A 17,502-nucleotide genomic window follows, 5' to 3' on the forward strand; every position below is an offset into this window, starting at 1 on the left:
CTTATTATTGACTAGAGTCATGCTCTCCCCTTGAGAGAGGGGAGCTACGCAATGGGGAGTTTCACTGGGATGTTATGGTCATTTCAGGTTAAGGTGAGACGCCTGGGCTGCTGATCGCGCCAGCGGGACGGAGTCCTTGAAAAGCCCTATAGCCTGCTGCACTCAGAGTTTTAGGTGTGGGTGCAGTGCCCTAGTTTAATTGAAATGACCATACTGGCAATACAGGGATCCCTGAAAATAGACAGGATGGCGGGGAGGGCTAGTCATGATTGAGGCGGGGGCAAGCGTCTTGAGGCGGATGTTGGGCGTCTACGGCAGCTCTAAGATGGGCGTTCTGCTGCTGTTGGGGTTTTCTTCGGGTTTGCCGCTGCTGCTGATCAACACCACCTTGAATGCTTGGCTGACCCAAGCGGGCTTGACCACCATTGCCATCGGCTTGTTTAACCTGCTCAATTTGCCCTACTCCTTTAAGTTCTTGTGGTCGCCTGTTCTGGATCGATTTCTGTTGCCGGCACCGGGATCCCTGCGGGGCAGTCGACGGCGGGGGTGGATGGCCCTGACCCAGGTGCTGTTGCTGCTCAGCATAGGGCTACTGGGTTTTCAGGATCCGACCCAAACCTGGCTGGAAGCCTTGGGATGGGAAGAGCTGGCCCAGACTTGGCCGGGCATCACAGTTTTCACCCGCCCGATCTTTCTGGTGGGGTTGCTGGTGGCTTTTTTGAGCGCCTCTCAGGACATCGCGGTGGATGCCTACCGTACCGATATCTTGGCAGAGCGGGAGATGGGGGCAGGGGTAGCGATTTTCGTATTTGGCTACCGCATCGCGCTGTTGGTCAGCAGTGGCGTGAGTTTGATCTTGGCGGACTATTTGCCCTGGTGGCAGGTGTACGGGATCATGGCGCTGCTGATGTTGATCGGGTTGATTACCTCGTTTTTGGCCCCTGAGCCGGAAAACAGCGCCCTCAAGCCTACCTCTTTGCGGTCGGCTATCCTCGAGCCGTTTCAATCTTTTTGGCGGCACCGCTTGGCCTGGGCGATCCTGCTGTTTGTGGTCTGCTTCAAGTTGCCGGATAGCTTGGCAGGGCAAATGACCCCCACATTTTTGTTGCAGACGGGGTTTAGCACCAGCGATCTGGGCATTATCCGCAGTTGGATAGGCTTGTTGGCCACCTTGGCTGGGGCTTTTGTGGGGGGGGAGTGGGTCAGCCGCATCGGCACCTACCGCTGTCTGTTCATTTTCGCAGCCTTGCAAGGGATCGGCAATTTGGGCCTGGGAGCGATTGGGTTGGTGGGGCAAAACTATCCGCTGCTGCTGGGGGCAACCATTTTCGACAACATGGCCGGGGGCATGGGCACGGCTGCTTTTCTGGCTTTTTTGATGAGCCTTTGCGATCGGCAATTTAGTGCCACTCAGTATGCTTTGCTCACCAGTGTGTTTGCCGTGGGGGGAACCTTGGCCGGGGCCGTGTCGGGCTATTTGGCGGCTGCAGTCAATTGGCCTTTGTTTTATCTGATCACGGCGATGACAGCCGCTCCGGCAATGGTGATCCTGCTGTGGCTCGGCCCCCCTTCATCGCCTGCAACCCCGGCCACAACCGCATCTGAACCGTAACTGCCCCACCGCAAATCCGGTTCTAATAGCCTTGCCTTGAACGCAACAAGGATGGCCGCCTACAGCGCAGCCCCGATTTTGGCCGCCAGATCCACCAGCCGCGCCGCATAGCCGTACTCGTTGTCATACCAGGAGAGCACCTTCACCGTGCGATCCCCTAAGGTCATGGTGGATCCCAAATCCACAATGGAAGAGTGGGGATCCCCGACAATATCCGCCGATACGATCTCTGGCGGAGCAATGGCCAGGATGCCGCGCAGCGGGCCTTCTGCAGCCTCGATAAAGGCTTGGTTGACGGCTTCTTTGGTGATGGGCTGCTCGGTACGCACCACAAAGTCCACAATCGAGCCGGTCAAGGTGGGCACCCGCAGCGCCAGGCCATCCATCTTTCCTCTCAGGGCGGGCAAAACCTCGGCCACTGCCGTGGCGGCCCCGGTGGTGGAAGGCACGATCGACACTGCTGCTGAGCGGCCCCGCCGATAATCTTTGGGATCCGGGCGATCCACAATCGCCTGGGTGGCGGTATAGGCATGGCAAGTGGTGAGAAAGCCGGTCTCGATGCCGAAGCGATCCAACAAGACCTTAGCCAGCGGCGCCAAGCAATTGGTGGTGCAGGAAGCATTGGAGACGATGTGATGCCGCTCCGGGTCGTATTGGTCGTCGTTGACCCCCATCACCACCGTCAAGTCGGGGCCTTTGGCGGGAGCAGAGATGATCACCTTTTTGGCCCCGGCTTCCAGGTGTTTGGCCGCCCCCTCTCGTTTGGTGAACAAGCCGGTTGATTCCACCACCAGGTCAACCCCCAGATCTTTCCAGGGCAGTTGTGCCGGATCCCGCTCTGCCAAAACTCGGACTTTCAGGTGGTTGCCGATTTGCAGATGCCCGTCCACCGCGCTCACGGTTTGGGGAAGGCGCCCATAGGCCGAGTCGAACTGGAGCAGGTAGGCCAAGTTGTCGGGTTCGGTCAGGTCATTGACTGCCACCACCTCCAGCTCTGGAGCTGGCTGAGACAGCAGCACCCGCAGGAAGGCCCGCCCAATGCGACCAAATCCGTTAATGGCTACCCGTGTGGTCATCGCAATCCTCCGGTATCAGTTTATACGATGGATCAGGGGACGCGGCATGGGAGACGCTGCCCCCCTAGGGATAGGGTAAAAGAAGAACGGGATCCCCATCGCTTTTGCACCCAAGATCTCCAGATTTGCCACTGGGACTCACCCAAGAAGTTGCCGGCAGAAGGGAAAAGTAGGAATGAAGGTATTGCTGACCAACGATGACGGCATCGAGGCTGCCGGGCTGGCCAATCTCAAGTTGGCCCTCAGCGCCCTCATCCCGGAAGAACACTGTTGGATTGTGGCCCCCCACCAGCAGATTTCCGGCTGCAGCCACCAGGTGACGACGGGGCGACCTTTTCGGGCCTTGGCCCGCGGCGAGCGCACCTTTGCCGTCGAGGGATCCCCTGCCGACTGTGTGCGGGTGGCCCTATTCAAGCTGGCCCCAGCGGTGGATTGGGTGCTTTCCGGTATCAACGAAGGGGGAAACCTCGGATCGGATGTGTATCTGTCGGGAACGGTGGCAGCGGTACGGGAAGCGGCGATGCGCGGGATCCCGGGAATTGCCATTTCCCAATACCGAGCAGGGGGCCAACCCATCGACTGGGAGCAAGCCCAGCGGTGGACGCGGGAAATCTTGGCGGAGCTGATGGAACAACCCCTGCCCAGGGGGGCGTTTTGGAATGTGAACCTGCCCCACTTGCCCGCCGGATCCCCTCTGCCGGAGCGGGTCTATTGTCCCCTCTGCACCCAACCCCTGCCGCTCGATTATGCGGTGGAAGCCGAGGGAAATGGGGCAGAGTCGCTGTGGTTTCGCTATCAGGGCCGCTATGCGGAGCGCGCTCGGGATCCCCAAACGGATACCGACATCTGCTTTTCGGGTCGGGTGGCCATCACCCAAGTGCAGCTGGCCAAGGACTCCGTCCCGCTAACGCGACCAGGCGTTTCCGCTGGGGGGGGTAGAAGCCAGGTTGCGGGCGATGGTTCTCAGCCGTTGCAGCCGTAGCGCCGTCAGGATAGATGCTTCGCCGCTGTCGCGAACGGTGGGATCCAGCTTCAGAACCTGTTCTATGGCATCTGCCAGGTGTTGAGCGGCCTCCTGTCGGGTGTAGCCGCGAAACTGAGCACGGCGCAGGGCAAATTCATCGGCGTCGAAATGGGCGCTCTCCCGGTTCAGGTTTTGCCAGATCTGCCGGACGGAGAGAGCTGTAATGCCACCTGCCAACAGAGCGGAAAAAGGGTGCTGCAAAGAGAGCTCCGCAACAGTGGTGATGCCCCCCATCAAGGCCAGCGATTGGTAAAACCCCGGCTGCAACCAATTGCGGTTGCCCAGCCAGCCCACCTCCCGCAGAAACAACAGATCCCGCTGTGGCTGAGGGATCCCTTGCCAACGGCGAAAATCGATGGCGATGGTGCCCTGGGGCTGCCAAGGGGCTTTGCGGCGGGAGATGAGCAGGGCTTCGCCCCCGAAGTGGGGAACAATGGTGATCAAGGGTCGGAAAGAAGCGGGGAGCAGATCCCGCAACCGTTCGGTTTCTTCTTTTTCGAAGGGTTGGAAATCTGGGCGGCTGGTCATGGCCTCACCTGTTGGGGGGGTTGAGGTGGGGAGCCCGCCTAAAAACAGGCCCTGTTCCGGCCCCAGACACCCCAGCCTGTGCAGAACCGATGCGAGGTTAGTCTATCGCATCTCCAGGCTGGCCGTGGAACTCTGGCCGTGGAACTCTATAGGTGGAACCCTGTAGGTTTCAAAGATCCCAATCCTAGGTTGCGTAGACTGGGAAGGCGAGCCTACCCGTCTTACCTACTCGTCTTAAATCCGAGACCATGACCTTCCCAGCTCAGCCAGAACCCCAAGTGCTCCGTACTGCTGACGGGAATGAGCAGAGTGCCGTTCGCGGTAGCGGGACGGAATCCTTTAGCCCCCTTTACACGTACGCCTTCTTCCTGCAGCCAGCGCCAGAGCTTTTGCCCTTCATCCGGCAAACCGAGGGGATCCATCGGTCGGTGCAGGTGTTCTCCCCGGCAGGCAGCCGAATTGCCGCTGCTGTGGAGCCGATGCCGGATCCAGAGTCGCTGCAAGTCTCGGATGAGGTGTTGGTGCGCTCTGCCCTGCGCCACGACCAGGTGATCTGCCGGCTGTTCGCCCAGATGCCGGTGCTGCCCCTGCGCTTCGGCACCTGCTTCCTCTCAGCAGAAAGGCTGGGATCCCATCTGCTGTCCCGGCAAGCGGAATACGAACAAGCCCTCGCAGCCATTGGGGGGCGGGCCGAGTACTGTCTCAAAGGAAGGGTTCAACCTCAGCCCCAACCGGAGCCACAGTCCTCCCTGAGCGGGACGGCCTATCTGTTGGCCCGCAAGCAAGCTTATCTCCAGCAACGACAAGCCCAAGAGCAGCAAGAGCAGGAGCAGCAAGCCCTACAGCAGCTTTGGCCTTCCACCTGGCCTGTGCAAAGGGGGGATCCCCAACCGGGAGAGGCCTTGCGGCTCTACTTTTTGCTCACTCCTGCCGAGTGGGAAGCCGCCCTTCAGCTCACCCAAACCTGGCTGGCTCAGCACCCCCATTGGCAACTGGATTGGAGCGCCCCTTTGCCCCCTTATCACTTTGTCCGTGCCCTGCGGGATCCCCTGGCCGACAGGTGATAGATCCCAACTAAGGACGCCGTCCCGCTAGCGCGAACAAAGTGCTCTGCATGCGGATCATGGTCGCGTTAGCAGAGCGTGGATCCAAGCGTGATAATGGTGAGGGGATCCCGTCCGCTTCCTGTTTGCATTGGCGAGGCGGAGCCCTCACAGGGCAAAGGACTCCGTCCCGCTAACGGGAACAGCAGGCAAAAGGAAGAGTTGTGGTCTAAAGCGCTATGCGCCGCTACCGCGAACGAGTTGGGCTATTGGGGCTGGGCACGGTTGGCACGGGTGTTGTGCAAATTCTGCAGCAACCCCGGCATCCTCTCTTGCAGTCGGTTGAGATTGCGGCGGTGGGGGTGCGCTCTTTGGACAAGCCACGGCAAGTGCGGATCCCGCCTGAGCGCCTGACCACCAATCTGGAGCAAATCGTGTCGGATCCGGAAATCGACGTGGTCATCGAGCTGATGGGGGGCTTGGAGCCGGCCCGCACCTTGATCTTAAAAGCCCTTGACCACGGCAAACCGGTGATCACAGCCAACAAAGCGGTGATCGCCCGCCACGGGGAGGAGATCTTTCAGGCGGCAGCCCAAGCCAAAGTCTCGGTGCTCTTGGAAGCGGCAGTCGGGGGCGGGATCCCGATTCTGCAGCCCTTGCAACAGTCCCTGCAGGCCAGCCACATCCAGGCGGTCTGGGGCATTGTGAACGGCACCACCAACTTCATCCTCAGCCAGATGACCCAGGCGGCCAGCTCATTTGAGGAAGCCCTGGCCCTGGCCCAGGCCCACGGCTACGCCGAAGCGGATCCCAGCGCCGATGTGGAAGGGTGGGATGCCGCCGACAAGATCGCCATTTTGGCCAGCCTTGCTTTCGGGGTGTCTGTGAAGCGGGCAGCCATCCCCTGCGAAGGGATCCGCGGCATCAGCCCCACCGACATTCGCTATGCCCGCGAGTGGGGCTACACCTTCAAGCTCTTGGCCATCGCCCAGTTGCGTCAGCATTGCGGAGCAGCAAGGGCCCATCCTGTTCGCGCTAGCGGGGCGGAGCCCTTGGATGACGGGGAAGGGGCGGTCGCGACAGCGTTGCGGAGCAACACGATGGCCTTGGACATCCGAGTTCACCCCACCCTTCTGCCCTCTACCCACCCCTTGGCCAACATCAACGGCGTGGACAATGCCGTTTTGGTGCAGGGGGATCCCTTGGGTCAGGTGGTGCTGTCGGGGCCGGGGGCGGGGCGGGGGCCGACTGCCAGTGCCGTTGTTGGCGATCTGCTGACCCTGATTGCCCACCGGCAAACGGGGGCTGATGCCCCCAATCCGCTGTGGGGATTCTCCTGCTTCCCCGCTGCCGCCTCTTTGATCCCTCTCTCGGAATTGGAGTCGGAGTTTTACGTGCGGGTATTGGCCCAGGATCAGCCGGGGGTAATGGGGGCGATTGGCACCTGCTTCGGTCGCCACCGGGTTAGCCTGGAGAGCATTACCCAAAAGGAATGTCACCAAGAGCAGGCGGAGATTGTGATTCTCACCCACACCGTCCGGGAGGCCGACTGCCGACAGGCGCTGGCCGAGATCCAACAACTGCCCCAGGTGGCCGGGATCCCCAGCCTATTTCGGGTGCTGCGCTAGCTGCTATAGATCCAAAATGCTCCGCACCGCTGACGCGAACGCGCTGGTGGGACGGGGAGCGGCTCAGAGCATAATTGTTTGACTCTTGAGGATTGAAAACCCCGTTGGAACCCAAAAGATGAACTCTTCTGTTGAGCACTTTGGTAGGACGCAGTCCTTGCAGGCTGAGGTGGTGGTGGTGGGGGCGGGCATCAGTGGCCTAACGTTGGCCTTGCGATTACAACAGGGCTTATCCCCCAAGGATGAATCCACCCAGCCGCTGCTCCTGGCCGAGGCCAGCTCCCGCGTGGGGGGCTGTATCTCCACCCAATCCAAAGACAGCTATCGCTGGGAAGAGGGCCCCAACAGCTTTACCCCCGCCCCCGCCCTGCTTAACCTCATTGCCGAGGTGGGCTTGGCGGAGCACCTGGTGCTGGCCGATGCCAAGCTGCCCCGCTACGTTTACTGGGAGAAAGCGCTGCTGCCGGTGCCCCTAAGCCCTTCTGCGGCAATTGGCTCGCGGCTGTTGAGCGTGGGCGGCAAGTTGCGGGCCTTACGTGGGTTGTTGGGGTTTGTCGCGCCACCGCCGGGCAAAGAGGAAACGGTGCGGCAATTCTTCCGGCGGCAACTGGGATCCGAGGTGGTAGAGCGGCTGGTCGAACCTTTCACCTCAGGGGTGTATGCCGGGGATCCGGATCAGCTCAGCGCCTTGGCAGCCTTCCCCCGCATTGCCGGCTTGGAAGAACGCTACGGCAGCCTCTTTGCCGGTGCTGTGCAGGCTTTGCGCAGCCGTTATCGCTACGCGACGCTCCCGCGAACCCGTCACCAGGACAGCGGCAACTCCCCTATCCAGCCTCCTCCCAAGCGGGGCCAACTGGGTAACCTGCGGCAGGGGTTGCAGCAGCTACCTGAGGCGATTGCCCAGAAACTGGGCAGTGCGCTGCGGCTGGGCTGGCGGGCTGTGCATCTCAAGCGGGATGAGACGGGCTACCGGGTGGGCTTCGTCATACACGACGGCGGTGCAGAGCACACGGCCCCAGAAGAAATCCACTGGGTGGCGGCTCAACAGGTGGTGCTCACCCTCCCTGCCTACGCTGCTGCCACCCTCCTGCAGGATCTCAACCCCCAGGCCAGCCGGCTGCTGAGGGAAATCCCCTACCCCCCTGTGGCGGTGGTGGCTTTGGCCTATCCAGAAGAAGCCCTTCCCCAGCCGCTGCGAGGGTTTGGCCATCTGATCCCTCGCTCTCAGGGCCTGCGCACCCTGGGCACCATCTGGGCCTCCTCCCTCTTCCCAGAGCGGGCTCCTCAGGGCTATCACTGCCTGGTCAGCTTCATTGGGGGGGCCACCGACGCGGCTTTTGCCTGTCAGAAAGGGATCCCGCCCATTACGGCGCTCTCCCCTGACGAGCGGGCCCAAATTGTGCATGCAGAACTCAGCCAGATCCTGCTCACCCGCCCTGTCGAACCCATCCGCCTGGGAGAGCGCCTGTGGCCCCAGGCTATCCCGCAATATACGCTTGGCCACCGGCAGCGGATTGCCCAATTGCAGGCCAGCCTGGCCGACCAAACCCCAGGGGTGTGGGTGTGTGCCAACTACCTGGATGGCGTGGCCTTGGGAGATTGTGTGCGGCGGGCCGAGGCCCTAGCCCAGCAGATCCTGTCCGTCCGGCGTTAGCGGTGCGGTTCCCGTTCGCGTGTAGCAGCATAGAGTGCTGTAGACATAGCAGCATGAGCCATCCCTACACCAGCCTCCTGCTCATCCCCACCGGCATTGGTGCCCGCATCGGTGGTTTTGCCGGGGATGCCCTGCCTGTTGCCCGCACCCTGGCAGCAGCCGCAGAGCGGGTCATCACCCATCCCAACGTGTTAAACGGAGCCAGTTTGTTTTGGCCGATGGGGAACGTGTTGTACGTGGAAGGGTACGGCCTGGATCAGTTCTGTGCGGGAGTGTGGAATTTGCGGCCAGTGCGCCAAAACTGTGTTGGGGTGGTGCTGGATGCCGGGATCCCCCCCGATCTGCAACAACGCCACCTGCAGGTGATGCAGGCTGCTCAGGCCACCTTGGGGCTCAACATTGGCCCCTGGCGCTTGACCCGCCAACCCTTGGGCGTTTCCGTCGGCTTCTCCCCCTCAGGAGCCAGCCAGGGATCCCTAGCCCGGCCCGATGCTCTCTTGGAGACTGCCCAGGAGCTGGTTCGCCTGGGGGCAGAGGCCATTGCCGTGGTGGCCCGCTTTCCGGATGACTTGGACTTCAGCCAGTACGAGCAGGGAAGGGGGGTGGATCCCCTGGCCGGCGTCGAAGCCCTGATCAGCCACCTGGTGGTGCGGGAGTTGCGGATCCCTTGTGCCCATGCCCCCGCTTTCTACCCTGAGACTTTCCCCAAGCCGGTTCACCCCCGCGCTGCTGCTGAAGAGGTGGGGTTTACCTTCTTGCCTTCGGTTTTGGTGGGCCTCAGCTACGCTCCCCAATTTGTCAAGAGCGGGGATCCCGCCCAACCGGGCGACCTGACAGCAGAGCAGGTGGACAGCGTCATTGCCCCGGCCACTGCCTTTGGGGGGCCTGGCTTGCTGCACCTGGCCAGCCGTTATTGCGGCGCAACGCTGTCGCGACCCCACCACAATGCTCCGCCGCTGACGCGAACGGACGGAGTCCTTGCCCGTCCTCCGCTTTTCATTGCCGTCGAGGAAAACACCACCGTGATGCAGGTGCATCCCCGCCAGTTGGGGATCCCTCATGTATCGGTAACCTCCTATCTAGAGGCGATTGGAGTGGTGGTGGCCCATCGAGCAGGAGTGGCCTGGTCGTCGCTACGGCTCTCCCCCTCCCCCCCGGAAAAGCTGGGATCCCACACTTGCGCCGTTCGCGGTCGCGGTGCGGAGCACTTGAGCGGGACGGAGTCCCAGTAGGCTACCGGTCGCGTTAGCGGGACGGAGTCCATGAGCAGATGGGAGCCGGCAGGGGATCCGCCGGGTTTAGGCCGGCAAACCACTCCGACAGGGCGGCCGGCAAGCAGAGGCCGGGGTTTCCCTCGATGTGCAGCCGCTCCAGTCGGGGCAGTTCTGCCAAAAAGGTCGGCAGTTCTCCCGTGAATTGGTTACGTGCCAGGCGCAGATCCCGTAACTGATTCAGCTGAGCCAGCTCGGGGGGCAGGGATCCGCTGAGGCGATTGTCCGACAGGTAGAGGTTTTCCAGGTGGCGCAGTTGCCCCAGTTGGGGGGGAATAGGCCCAGAGAGCTGATTGCGATCCAAAAACAGGCCCTTGAGGGAGCTCATCTGGCCCAGTTGGCCGGGAAGGGTGCCGCTGAGGCGGTTGTTTTGCAGGATGAGGTTTTCCAGGTGGCGCAGTTGCCCCAGCTGGGGGGGAATAGGCCCAGAGAGCTGGTTGTGATCCAAAAACAGGCCGCGCAGGTTGCGCAGCTGCCCCAGCTCGGATGGGATGGAGCCGGAGAATTCGTTGTAGTCGAGAAACAGGTTTTCCAACTGGCTGAGTTGCCCCAGCTCGGGCGGCAGGGGGCCGGAAAGTTGGTTGTGGCTGAGGGACAAGGCTCGCAACCGGCGAAATTGGCCTATTTCGGGCGGCAAGGAGCCGCTCAACCCCTGGCGATCCAACACCAGTTGGACAAGACACTGATCCGAATCAAAAAGGGCCACCTCCTCTACCTTCACCTCCGGACGGCCCAGAGCTGCCAAGATCTGCCGCAGCAAGAGGGGATCCCGACAAAGGGGAGCAGACCAGGCCCCCATCCCCCAGCTCAGCCAAACCCAGATCGCCAACAGGCCCACCGCCCACCTCTCGTGCCGAGCCATTCCCCTCTGCTGCTTCATCCCTGCTCTCCAAAGGATCTTTGCCAAGGTAGCATCCTACTCCGTCCCGCCTCCGCCGGGGTTGTTGCTATGGGCAGGGGAACCGCGACGTAGAAGAGCATGACTCTAGTCAATGATACGCTGGACTATACTGAAAATAATGTATAGCATGTTCAGTATGGCTGCTTGGTATGGCTAGGTATGTAAAACCGAGAGAAGCGGCGGATTATTTTGGGGTGTGTCTCCACACTTTGAGGCGATGGGAACAGAAAGGCTGGATCAAGGCAATACGTACACCATCCGGTAGGGCGAGAAGGTATGACCTCGACAGCTACATTGGCCTCCGGCCCGCTGACGCGAACAAAGCGCCCAGAAAGGCCAAACAAGTCGTTTTGTACGCCCGAGTCAACAGTCGAGGGCAGAAACCAGACTTGGAGAGACAGATTGCAAGACTGGTTAACCTCTATCCTGGAGCCGAAGTGGTCGGAGAGATTGGCGGCGGTCTCGACTTCAAAAGACCAAAGTTCCTTGCCTTATTGGAGCGAGTTCGTACAGGAGATATCGGAACAATTGTGGTCGCTCACAGGGATCGACTCTGCCGGTTTGGATTTGAGTTCGTTGAATGGTACTGCCATCAATACGGGTGCGAAATCTTGGTTCTCGATGACGATCACCTTTCTCCCCAGCAGGAACTGGTTGAGGATATCCTCACCATCCTGCACTGCTTCAGCAGTCGGCTCTACGGACTCAGAAAATATCGGGCTGCAATCGAGAAAGATACGGATTTATCCGGAGCCAGCGCTGGCTAAAGTTTGGAAGCGGTGGCAGGCGGCGTGCCGGTACTGCTACAACCAAGCGATTGCCTATCAGCGTCAGCATGGTGCCCCAAAAACGGCCAGAAAGCTGCGGGACATCATCCTGCGCTCCGACCTGCCCGGGTGGGTGAAGGACGCCCCCTGCCACATCAAGCAGAACGCGGTCGTCGAGGCGTGGTTGGCGTTTCGCCGAAGCAAAGACGCGAGGTTTCGCAGTGTGCGGGACAGGTCGCATACGCTGCAATTCAACGCCGGCAACTTTCGCAATGGGACGTGGTATCCGAAACTCACCCGAGGTTTGGCGTTCCGTGCATCCGAGGAGATGCCCAGAGAATGGGCACGTGGAACTGAGCTAATGCGGGTGAAAGACAGATGGTATGCCATCTTTCCTGAGCCCGTGAACGAGCAGTGTTCGTTAGCAAAGGGGGTGATCGCACTTGATCCTGGAGTAAGAAGCTTCCTTACAGGGTTTGATGGGGCGGGCTTTGTAGATATCGCCAAGGGGGACTTTGGTAGGATCGTTCGGCTGTGCTACCACCTAGACGATCTGCAGTCCAGGCTGAGTAAAGCACCGAGACCCAAGCGTAGGCGAATGCGGCAAGCGGCGTTTCGTCTGCGGGAGAGAATCAGGAACTTGGTGGACGAGTGCCATCGCAAGGTAGCGGCGTTCCTAACGGATAACTACCGATTGATATTCCTCCCCACTTTCGAGTCGGCCAAGATGGTTGCCAAGGCGGGGAGGAAGTTTGGTAGCAAGACGGCAAGGGCGATGCTCACCTGGGCGCACTATCGGTTCAAGCAGTTCCTGAAGTTTCAAGCCAAGAAGAAAAACGTGGTCGTCGTGGAAGTATCGGAGGCGTACACCAGCAAAACCTGTACCAGGTGCGGGCACATCCACACTAAGTTGGGTGGCGCAAAGGTGTTTAGATGCCCAAAGTGCAACCATAGGCTACCACGAGATTGGCAAGGCGCTCTGGGTGTTATGCTCAGAGCTTTGCGGGATACCGCCGTTCTGTTTGGAAACGGACAGAATGCTATCGCTTCACCGTTGAGCAGTAATGGTCAGCAGTGTTCAGCGTAAATGTATCAGTTCTGGCCCGGAACCGGCTAAGGACTCCGTCCCGCTAGCGCGAACAGCTACACTGAAAAGCCGATGACCTCCTCTTCGGCAAACCTCCATGGCCAGGATCAACGACCACTTCCTCAAGCTCAAGACCGGCTATCTCTTTCCCGAGATCGCCCGGCGGGTGCAGGCTTTTGCCACCGCCCATCCCGAAGCTCAAATTATCAAAATGGGCATTGGCGATGTCACCGAGCCGCTGCCGGAAGCCTGTCGAACGGCCATGATCCGGGCGGTGGAGGAAATGGGGGAACGGGCCACCTTTCGCGGCTATGGGCCAGAGCAGGGCTACGAGTGGCTGCGCCAGGCCATTGCCCGGCACGACTTCCAGGCCCGCAACTGCGATATCGACGCTTCCGAGATCTTCGTCTCCGATGGCTCCAAGTGCGATTGCGGCAACATCCTGGATATCCTCGGCCACGACAACACCATCGCCATCACGGATCCTGTCTATCCGGTTTATGTGGACACCAACGTGATGGCGGGCCATACGGGGCCGGCCAACGAACGCGGCGAATACGAGGGCCTGGTCTATCTGCCCATCACTGCCGAAAATCACTTCACCGCCAGCCTGCCCAGCCAAAAGGTGGATGTGATCTACCTCTGCTTCCCCAATAACCCCACAGGCGCAGTGGCCACACGGGAGCATCTGCAAAACTGGGTGGACTATGCCCGTGCCCACGGCTCCCTGATCCTGTTCGATGCCGCCTACGAAGCCTATATCACCGACCCCGGGATCCCCCACTCCATTTACGAGATTCCAGGGGCGCGGGAATGTGCCATCGAGTTCCGCTCCTTTTCCAAAACCGCTGGGTTTACCGGCACCCGCTGTGCCTTTACGGTGGTGCCCAAGTCTTTGCGGGGGCAAGCTGCCGATGGATCCTGGGTGGATCTGTGGAGCTTGTGGTATCGCCGTCAATCCACCAAGTTCAACGGGGTGTCCTACATTGTGCAGCGGGGGGCGGAGGCGGTCTATTCCGAAGCGGGGCAAGCGCAGGTGCAAGGTCTGGTGCAGTTTTACCTGGAAAATGCCCGCATCATTCGCCAGCAGTTGGCCGAAGTGGGGATCCAAGTCTATGGCGGCGTGAATGCCCCCTACGTCTGGGTGAAAACACCCGATGGGCTGAGCAGTTGGGAGTTTTTTGACAAGCTGCTGCACACCTGCCATGTGGTGGGTACCCCTGGCTCTGGCTTCGGCAGCGCCGGAGAGGGCTATCTGCGCCTGTCCGCTTTCAACAGCCGCGCCAACGTGGAAGAGGCAATGCGCCGCATTGGCAGCGTGTTTGCGGGGGCTGGAGCCGTTGGTTAATTGAGTCTTGACCCAGAGGGCGAGGATTCTTTCAAGCGCTCCCCGCCGCCAGAGGCGAACAGCTTGGGCCCGACAGGAAAGATGACGAACCAGTCGGCGATACCGCCGCGAACCCTTTTGCCTGCAACGCAGCAACTGGGCCAGCTTCCCCTTCGGCTTTCCGGGTACTGCCGCTTCGACTGCAGCTGATACATTTACGCTGAACATTGCTGAACATCACTGTTCAACTATGCAGCGATAGCATTCTGTTTGTTTCCATTCGCGTCAGCGGGACGGAGTCCAAACAGAATGGCGGTATCCCGCAAAGCTTTGAGTAGAATACCCAAAGCGCAGTTTCCGTGTCGTCTTACTACCAATTTTCTGCTTTGCTTTGGCTACCATGTTGGCAGACTCGAAAGTAAACAGAAAGATCAACTGGTAGTAATCCGTACTGAACATATTATACATTATTTTCAGTATAGTTGAGCTTATTATTGACTAGAGTCATGCTCCTGACCGTTAGCGATGAAGATATCCATACCCTCATGGGCAGTGGCCAGGTGAACTTTGCCCAAATCCACCCCATTTCCACCAGAACGGGTGTGTTCTGGGGCCAAGGTATCACCCTTTCCCATTGGGCAGATAGAGTTTGCAGCAGCCCAGCAAAAAGCTGCCCTGATCGCGTCAGCAGGTCGTATCTTGGTCGGCCAGTTCTGGCGAAAGCCTTTCACAAAGCAGGCCGTAGGTCTTTTGCCTGGATCCCTAGACCAGCAGCGGGGCTTTGCGCCAAGCCTTGGGCTGCTGGAACCGGTGCAGATCTCGGATCAGCCGCACCCAGCCGTCAGACATGGACTCCACCAAAACTTTGCCTTTCTCCGGCGTGGCGGCGGTGGCATCGCCCAAAACTCCGCTCTGGGTGAGATCGCGAGCTGCCCAAGCGAAAGGGATCCGCCCTTCCATGCTGAGCAGGCTGTTTTCCGGCAGATCGTGGGGATATTCGCAGACCAATCGGTCGGTTCGCACCGTGTCCGGCAAAAGGTGCATCAGCATACTGGTCTCCCCATCGCCGGCGTGAATGCCCAATTCCCGTTCTTTCTCGGTAAACAGCTCTCGTCCTTCGTGGGGAACGCGCCAGACCGACACCGGAAACAGCATGAAATCTTCATACTTCTGGTGCAGATCGCGGGCAACAATCTCCAGGACCTGTGGCTGGCCACCGTGGGAATTGAGGAACACCAGCTTGCGAAACCCAGCTCGGTAGATGCTCTCTGCCACTTCTGTCAGCACCGCCATCAGGGTTTGAGCCGAGAGGGTAATGGTGCCGGGGAAATGCCAATGCTCGTTGGCTTTGCCGTAACATTGGGTGGGCAAAACATAGGCCGGGATCTCAGGCTCCAGCTTCTCCATGGCACGCCCAATGATCGCCGTGCCGATGCAGGCATCCACCACCAGGGGCAGGTGGGGCCCATGTTGCTCGATTGAGGCAACCGGCTGAATGATCACCACGTTCTCTTTGTCGGGCATGGCCTGGATCTCCGTCCAGGTCAGGTAGGGGAAAAAGCGGTGGGGCGGGACAAAAGTGTGCATCATGGCGGGATCCGTCCAAGTTTGATCAGAAAGCTACCTAGCACCATGCCACAAAATCGGGTTCACGAAATGCCCGCAAAGACGGGATCCCCGGCCAACCCGCCTGCCAAAGAAAAGTAAGGAGGCCATCGATTAGGATCAGTACAGTCCATATCGTCTTCAGTTAACGATTGCATGACCCTGTTGCCTTGTTTGCCCGCCCAGTGTGACTCTGTTGAGGGCCTGCGTCTGCTGGGGCGCCCTTTGCCCGCCTCGGCGGAAGTGGGCAGCGCTCCCCCCTCACCCCGTCCCATTCTCGCCCTGCCAGGGTCGCAGGCCACCCTCTATGTGGAGCTGATTCAGGTTTCTCGCCACAGTCTTGAGGCAGGCTCTGACACCCCGCCGCTGCTCTGGGTGCGGCCTCTCCTGCTCAGGCAGGGATCCCAAGTCTTCAACCTGCGGGCCACCTCGGATTTGCTCTGGCCTGCTGCCGGCTTTGTTCCGGCCTATGCGGAGGAGGTATTGCCCCTTCTGGAACAGGCAAGGGATCCCGCTCCCCACGAGCTCCCTGCCCGACAGCAGTTGCAGGCATTTCTGCGGCAAGTCTGGCGAGGCTAGGCTGCCCCGGAATGGCCAAGGGAGGCGGCCAACCTTTGCAAAGCCGATGCCAACATCGCTAGAGCCGCGTCAATTTCTGCCGGGGTGACGATCAAGGGGGGCACAAAGCGCACCACCTGGGATCCTGCCGGCACCAACAACAGCCCGCAGTCCATGGCTGCCTTGACCACTTCAGCCGCCGGGATGCGCACCACCAAGCCCTGAATCAGGCCCCAGCCCCGCACTTGCTCAACGAGCTGCGGAAACTGCTCCGCCAAGCGGGACAGCCCCTGACGCAGATACACCCCTGTCTGCTGGGCATTCCAAACCAAACTCTCCGACATTAGCGTGCGGCAAACCGCCAGGCCCACCGCACAAGCCAAGGGGTTGCCCCCAAAGGTGCTGGCGTGATCCCCCGGCTGAAACACGGCGCAAAAGTCTTTCGCCAACAAGGCCCCGATGGGGATCCCACCGGCCAGGCCCTTGGCCAAGGTGAACACATCCGGCTCCACCCCCAGGTTACAGTGGCCCCACAGCATGCCAGTACGGCCCATGCCCACCTGCACCTCATCCAAAATCAGCAGAATGCCCCGCTCGCTGCAGATCCGGCGCAACCATTGAAAATAGGCGGGATCCCCCGGCACAACCCCCCCTTCCCCCTGCAACGGCTCCAACAGCACGGCACACACCCGCTCACCCCAGCGCTCCAACACCGCTGCTGTGCCCTCGATGTCGTTGTAGGGAACGTAATCAAAGCCGGGCACCAGAGGGGCAAAGTCTTTCTGGTATTTCGGCTGGCCGGTGGCGGTAATGGTGGCCAGGGTGCGGCCATGGAAGCTGGCATGGGCGGTGAGGATCATCGGATCTTGGATCCCGCGCACCGTGTGGGCATACTTGCGAGCCAGCTTAATGGCTCCCTCATTGGCTTCCGCCCCTGAGTTGCAGAAAAACACCTTGTCGGCACAGGAGTGCTGGGTCAGCCATTGAGCCAGTTGTGCCTGCGGCTGGTTGTAGTAAAGGTTGGAAACATGATGCAACTGTTGCGCCTGCTCGGTGAGCGCCTGAATCCACAGCGGGTGGGCATGCCCCAGGGTACAGGTGGCAATGCCGGCCACAAAATCCAGGTACTCCCGCCCCTGCTCATCCCAAACTCGACACCCCTGCCCGCGCACCAGGGTTAAAGGATAGCGCCCGTAGGTGGACATCACATGCTCGGCAAACAGCTCGGCAGTTGTCGGGGATCCCGAAGTGGCACTGGCAAGAGGCGAAGTTAGAGGAGACATGGCCGGTAAAAGATTGCTGTCGTGTTGGCAGCGCGGAGCGCTTTGGGGCTGGCGCAAGCCGTGTTTCGAGTGTACCACCCTGCTTTTGGAGATGATATTCTGGCGGGGCCAAAGATTCAGGGATCCACAGCAAACAGA

At 60.2% G+C, this 17,502-nt stretch carries 16 protein-coding genes; 10 read left to right on the top strand and 6 right to left on the bottom strand.

The features are described 5' to 3' along the window. The first annotated feature begins 325 nt into the window (after positions 1-325). Positions 326-1,612, top strand: coding sequence for an AmpG family muropeptide MFS transporter (locus tag ACVWYY_RS04005; RefSeq protein WP_457439639.1), 1,287 nt, complete (start codon positions 326-328; stop codon positions 1,610-1,612). A 59-nt stretch (positions 1,613-1,671) separates the two neighbouring features. Here the strand turns inward: ACVWYY_RS04005 and gap are convergent, their stop codons facing one another. Beyond that, positions 1,672-2,688, bottom strand: coding sequence for a type I glyceraldehyde-3-phosphate dehydrogenase (gene gap, locus ACVWYY_RS04010; RefSeq protein ID WP_457439641.1), 1,017 nt, complete (start codon positions 2,686-2,688; stop codon positions 1,672-1,674). A gap of 175 nt (positions 2,689-2,863) precedes the next feature. On the opposite strand from gap, the gene surE reads away from it, so the two are divergent. Further along, positions 2,864-3,670: a 5'/3'-nucleotidase SurE gene (surE, locus tag ACVWYY_RS04015; RefSeq protein ID WP_457439643.1), complete on the top strand. Its 807-nt coding sequence runs from the start codon at positions 2,864-2,866 to the stop codon at positions 3,668-3,670. Here the strand turns inward: surE and ACVWYY_RS04020 are convergent. Beyond that, positions 3,593-4,240 (bottom strand): DUF3318 domain-containing protein, encoded by a 648-nt coding sequence (locus ACVWYY_RS04020; protein WP_457403147.1) that lies wholly within the window; start codon positions 4,238-4,240, stop codon positions 3,593-3,595. The genes surE and ACVWYY_RS04020 overlap by 78 nt on opposite strands. 248 nt (positions 4,241-4,488) lie before the next feature. Here ACVWYY_RS04020 and ACVWYY_RS04025 point away from each other — a divergent pair, with 248 nt between their 5' ends. The 4 genes from ACVWYY_RS04025 (at position 4,489) to ACVWYY_RS04040 (ending at position 9,797) form a co-directional block, all read left to right on the top strand. Next, positions 4,489-5,304 (top strand): GvpL/GvpF family gas vesicle protein, encoded by an 816-nt coding sequence (locus ACVWYY_RS04025; protein WP_457439645.1) that lies wholly within the window; start codon positions 4,489-4,491, stop codon positions 5,302-5,304. Positions 5,305-5,522: 218 nt separating this feature from the next. Next, positions 5,523-6,911: a homoserine dehydrogenase gene (locus ACVWYY_RS04030; protein WP_457403144.1), complete on the top strand. Its 1,389-nt coding sequence runs from the start codon at positions 5,523-5,525 to the stop codon at positions 6,909-6,911. 118 nt (positions 6,912-7,029) lie between these two features. Next, complete coding sequence (gene hemG / locus ACVWYY_RS04035; protein WP_457439647.1) at positions 7,030-8,565, top strand: protoporphyrinogen oxidase; 1,536 nt, start codon at positions 7,030-7,032, stop codon at positions 8,563-8,565. Between the two features lie 53 nt (positions 8,566-8,618). Continuing rightward, a complete protein-coding gene (locus tag ACVWYY_RS04040; protein ID WP_457395787.1) occupies positions 8,619-9,797 on the top strand; it encodes a DUF3326 domain-containing protein in 1,179 nt (392 codons plus the stop codon). 13 nt (positions 9,798-9,810) lie between these two features. On the opposite strand, the gene ACVWYY_RS04045 is transcribed toward ACVWYY_RS04040, so the two are convergent. Continuing rightward, positions 9,811-10,743, bottom strand: coding sequence for a leucine-rich repeat domain-containing protein (locus ACVWYY_RS04045; protein WP_457439649.1), 933 nt, complete (start codon positions 10,741-10,743; stop codon positions 9,811-9,813). A 143-nt stretch (positions 10,744-10,886) separates the two neighbouring features. Between ACVWYY_RS04045 and ACVWYY_RS04050 the strand changes: the two genes are divergently transcribed. From ACVWYY_RS04050 to ACVWYY_RS04060, 3 genes are all read left to right on the top strand, one after another. Continuing rightward, a complete protein-coding gene (locus tag ACVWYY_RS04050) occupies positions 10,887-11,504 on the top strand; it encodes an IS607 family transposase (protein ID WP_457439651.1) in 618 nt (205 codons plus the stop codon). Continuing rightward, positions 11,392-12,591 carry an RNA-guided endonuclease InsQ/TnpB family protein gene (locus ACVWYY_RS04055; RefSeq protein WP_457439658.1) on the top strand — a complete coding sequence of 400 codons (1,200 nt, stop codon included), beginning with the start codon at positions 11,392-11,394 and terminating at the stop codon, positions 12,589-12,591. The genes ACVWYY_RS04050 and ACVWYY_RS04055 overlap by 113 nt, the downstream gene beginning before the upstream one ends. A gap of 97 nt (positions 12,592-12,688) precedes the next feature. Next, positions 12,689-13,939 (top strand): LL-diaminopimelate aminotransferase, encoded by a 1,251-nt coding sequence (locus ACVWYY_RS04060; protein WP_457403138.1) that lies wholly within the window; start codon positions 12,689-12,691, stop codon positions 13,937-13,939. A gap of 470 nt (positions 13,940-14,409) precedes the next feature. Here ACVWYY_RS04060 and ACVWYY_RS04065 read toward each other — a convergent pair whose 3' ends face one another. Both ACVWYY_RS04065 and ACVWYY_RS04070 read right to left on the bottom strand, forming a co-directional pair. Then, positions 14,410-14,553 carry a hypothetical protein gene (locus ACVWYY_RS04065; RefSeq protein ID WP_457403137.1) on the bottom strand — a complete coding sequence of 48 codons (144 nt, stop codon included), beginning with the start codon at positions 14,551-14,553 and terminating at the stop codon, positions 14,410-14,412. Between the two features lie 127 nt (positions 14,554-14,680). After that, a complete protein-coding gene (locus tag ACVWYY_RS04070; RefSeq protein ID WP_457403185.1) occupies positions 14,681-15,505 on the bottom strand; it encodes a creatininase family protein in 825 nt (274 codons plus the stop codon). A gap of 174 nt (positions 15,506-15,679) precedes the next feature. Between ACVWYY_RS04070 and ACVWYY_RS04075 the strand changes: the two genes are divergently transcribed. Further along, positions 15,680-16,102 (top strand): hypothetical protein, encoded by a 423-nt coding sequence (locus ACVWYY_RS04075; RefSeq protein ID WP_457403136.1) that lies wholly within the window; start codon positions 15,680-15,682, stop codon positions 16,100-16,102. On the opposite strand, the gene ACVWYY_RS04080 is transcribed toward ACVWYY_RS04075, so the two are convergent. Next, complete coding sequence (locus tag ACVWYY_RS04080) at positions 16,099-17,364, bottom strand: aspartate aminotransferase family protein (RefSeq protein ID WP_414382746.1); 1,266 nt, start codon at positions 17,362-17,364, stop codon at positions 16,099-16,101. The two genes, ACVWYY_RS04075 and ACVWYY_RS04080, sit on opposite strands and share 4 nt — an antisense overlap. Between the last annotated feature and the right edge of the window lie 138 nt (positions 17,365-17,502).

It is taken from the genome of Thermostichus sp. MS-CIW-34, assembly GCF_054060435.1.